Annotated in this window: 3 protein-coding genes and 1 pseudogene; all 4 read left to right on the forward strand. The window is 75.8% G+C overall.

All coding sequences use genetic code 11. The features are described 5' to 3' along the window. A pseudogene (locus RKE29_RS28485) lies at positions 1 to 133 on the forward strand (diaminobutyrate--2-oxoglutarate transaminase); the annotation flags it as partial. 77 nt (positions 134 to 210) lie between these two features. Further along, on the forward strand, positions 211 to 618 hold the full coding sequence (locus tag RKE29_RS28490) for an ectoine synthase (protein ID WP_312008578.1): 408 nt from the start codon (positions 211 to 213) through the stop codon (positions 616 to 618). Next, the gene (thpD, locus tag RKE29_RS28495) at positions 615 to 1511 is read left to right on the forward strand and encodes an ectoine hydroxylase (protein ID WP_312008579.1); all 897 of its coding nucleotides are present in this window, start codon (positions 615 to 617) and stop codon (positions 1509 to 1511) included. Before RKE29_RS28490 ends, thpD begins: the two co-directional genes overlap by 4 nt. Positions 1512 to 2166: 655 nt before the next feature. After that, positions 2167 to 3805: PAS domain-containing protein (locus tag RKE29_RS28500; RefSeq protein ID WP_312008580.1), on the forward strand; the 1639-nt coding region annotated here is incomplete at its 3' end.

Below are 3805 nucleotides of genomic sequence, written 5' to 3' on the forward strand. Positions count from 1 at the left end.
GCTCGGACTCCTGCTGGAGACCTCCGGCCCGCACGGCGAGGTCGTCAAGCTGCTGCCCCCGCTGACCATCACACCCGACGAACTGGACGAGGGCCTGGCGATCCTCACCCGCGCGGTCCACGACACGGCGTGACGACCCGCGCGGCCCGCGCTCCCTCCCGTACCCGCGCGTACGACCAGACCGCACAGAACAGAAAGGCACCCACCCCCGTGATCGTCCGATCGCTGAAGGACATCGAGGGAACCGACCGCGACGTCACCGCCGCGAGCGGCACCTGGCGCAGCAAGCGCGTCGTGCTCGCCGAGGAGGGCGTCGGCTTCTCCCTGCACGAGACCACGCTGTACGCGGGCACCGAGACGTCGATGTGGTACGCCCACCACGTCGAGGCCGTGCTGTGCGTGGCCGGCGAGGCCGAGCTGACCGACGACACCACCGGTGAGACGTACGAGATCAAGCCCGGCACGCTGTACCTGCTGGACGGGCACGAGCGGCACACGCTGCGCCCCCGGACCGACTTCCGCTGCGTGTGCGTGTTCAACCCGCCGCTGACCGGACGGGAGGACCACGACGAGCACGGCGTCTACCCGCTGCTCACCGGCCGCCAGGAGGTCCGGTGACCACGGCGGCCAGGACCACCGACCCGTACCCCACCCGCGGCGCGCGGGAGAGCGTCGTACCGCGCCGGGATCCGGTGGTGTGGTCCGAGCCCGGCGCGCCGGGGCCGGTCCCCCCGGCCGACCTGGCCGGTTTCGACCGCGACGGCTTCCTCGGCGTCGACCGGCTCGTCACGCCGGACGAGGTCGCGGAGCTGCGCGCCGAGCTGGACCGGCTGGTCGCGGACCCGGCGGTACGGGCGGACGAGCGCGCGGTGGTGGAGCCGAAGTCCCGGGAGATCCGGTCGGTGTTCGAGGTGCACCGGATCAGCGAGGTGTTCGCCCGGCTGGTCCGCGACCCGCGCGTGGCCGGGCGGGCCCGGCAGATCCTGGGTTCGGACGTGTACGTGCACCAGAGCCGGGTCAACGTGAAGCCCGGCTTCGGCGCCTCCGGCTTCTACTGGCACTCCGACTTCGAGACCTGGCACGCCGAGGACGGGCTGCCGCGCATGCGCGCCGTGTCCGTGTCGATCGCGCTGACCGACAACCTCGTCACCAACGGCGGCCTGATGATCATGCCGGGGTCGCACCGCACCTTCGTGGGCTGCGCCGGCGCGACCCCGGAGGACAACTACAGGCGGTCGCTGCGCGTGCAGGAGGCCGGCACGCCGTCCCGCGAGGCGCTGACCTCGCTCGCGGAGCGGCACGGCATCCGGCTGTTCACCGGCGCGGCCGGGTCGGCGGTCTGGTTCGACTGCAACTGCATGCACGGCTCCGGCGACAACATCACGCCGTATCCGCGCAGCAACGTGTTCGTCGTGTTCAACAGCGTGGAGAACGCGGCGGTCGAGCCGTTCGCGGCGCCCGCGCGGCGGCCCGAGTTCATCGGGGCGCGGGACTTCACGCCCGTACGGTGACCGGGCCGGGCGTCCCCCGGCCGACGGCGGCCGCGCGGTACGGGCCGGAGGCGGCCGGCGGGGTTCCGGCGCGGGCCGGAGCCTCGGCACGCGCGGAGGCTGTGACCGGGGCCTCGGCACGCGCGGGGGCCGGCGTCGGCCGCCGTGCGCGCCGGGTCGCGGGCACCAGGGCGACCGCCGCGGCGGGCCGTGCCCGGCCGTCGGCCCGGCGGCCGCTCGATCGGGTCCGTCGGATCCGCCGGGAAATCATCGATCGGAGAAAAAGCGGGGCCGCCCACGGGACCGCCCACAGACGGGCAATGGAGGGGAGGAGCGACGCGCGTCACCCGTTCGGCCGTACCGCGCCGCGCCGCGCGTACCACCCCGCGACCGCCACGCCCGGCCCCGGCGCGCCCAACGTCCGTACGGCGCGCGGGAATCCGTCCCGCCGACGGGCAGACAGCCCAGGCAGGCGGCCCCTCCGACGCGCGGCGGAGCGGCGCGGTCGGGCGCGGCGCGGCGCCGGACCGGGCACCGTCCGGGGCGGCGCCCGGCCGCGGCCTCCTCGTCCCGCACCCTCGCGTCCGGCCGCACTGCCCTTAGACTCGCCTACTGATAAGTCACGGTCCAGCGGGTGCGGTGCGGCGGAACGGCGCGGCAGGGAGGTAGCGACATCGTGAGCAGCAGGCCATCCCGAGGCGCTGCTCGCCTCGCCGCCATACTCGACGCCCTGCCCGACGCCGTCCTGCTGGTGAACTGCAACGGCACGGTCGTCAGCGCCAACCAGGTGGCCCTGGAGCGCTTCCAGTCACCGGGCACCGCCCTGGTCGGCCGGGGCCTGCTCGACCTGCTGCCCTCCTTCGACTCCAAGCGCATCCCCGGCTCGATGCGCCGCCCGGACGACGAGGACGCGGGCCGCACCAAGCCCAGCCGGATGGTCGCGCGGCGCACCGACGGCACGCCGTTCCCCGTCGAGGTGACCAGCGCCAACCTGGAGGACGACCGGGGGCCCTACCCCGACCGGCCGCCCGGGCCCGGCCGCGGCGCGCCCGCGTACACCGGCGACGAGCTGCTGATGCTCGTCGTACGGGACCTGACCGGCGCCGTCGACACCGAGGCCGAGCTGGTCCGCCAGCAGCGGCAGACCGAGATGATCCTGCGGGCCGCCGCCGAGGGCGTGGTGGGCGTGGACACCGAGGGCAAGATCGTACTGGTCAACCCGTCCGCCGCGCAGATCCTCGGCTACCGGGCCAGCGACCTCGGCGGCCAGGCCCTGCACCCGCTGCTGTCGCACTCGCGGCCCGACGGCTCGCCGTTCCCGTACGAGGAGTCCGCACTCGCCGACACGCTGCGCTCCGGCCGCAAGCACCGGGTGCGCGGCCAGGCGCTGTGGGCGAAGAACGGGCGCGCGGTGCCGGTGGACCTGACCACCGCGCCGGTCCGGGACGGCGACCAGCTGGTGGGCGCCGTGCTGACCTTCACCGACCGCCGCCCGTACGACGCGCTCGCCGCCCGGCACGCGCAGCTGCTGGCCGTGCTGGACGAGTCGCTGCGCGGGCCGCTGGGGCAGCTGCGCGGCGAGCTGGGCGTGCTCGCCGACGACCCGGCCGGGCAGCTGTGGCCGGAGGCCAACCAGATACTGCACCACCTGGCGGCCGGCTACTCCCGCATGACGGCCCTGATCGACAACGTGCTCAGCTACCAGCGGCTCGACTCGGGCGGCGAGAAGCTGGCGCGGCGGCCGGTGGCGCTGGACGCGGTGGTGTCGGCCGGTGTGGAGGGCGCGGTCGAGCTGATCGGGCCGGGCCGCGCGCAGTTCACCGTGCACGCGCCCGGCACGGAGGTCGACGTCGACCCCGAGCGCCTGGCGCAGGCCCTCGCCCACCTGATCGCCGACGTGGCCGGTGTGGACTCCACGGGCAAGGCGGCGGCGGGGGCCACCGACTCGACCATAGTGGTGGTCGGCGCGCGGCGCGCGAACACGCTGCGGATCGAGGTCCGCGGGCCGAACCCGGGCGGCGACCCGGTGCACGAGCCGATCGTGCGGGGCATCGTGCGGCGGCACGGGGGCACGCTGCGGGCGCACGACATGCAGGGCATGGGCGGGCACGCGTACGTCCTGGAGGTGCCGGTCTCGGAGGCGCCGGCCTCCGAGGTGCCGGCCTCGGACAAGGGCGCGGCCGCTCCCCCGCGCGTGCCCGCGGCGGGCCGGGACGGCGGCGCGGACGGCTCCGGCGGAGCCGGGGGCTCTGGCGGCGCGGCGATTCCGGCCCAGCGCGGGGGCGGTACGGGCGGCGCGGCCGGGGCCGGTGCGG

It is taken from the genome of Streptomyces sp. B1866, from assembly GCF_031932565.1.
Lineage (GTDB): Bacteria > Actinomycetota > Actinomycetes > Streptomycetales > Streptomycetaceae > Streptomyces.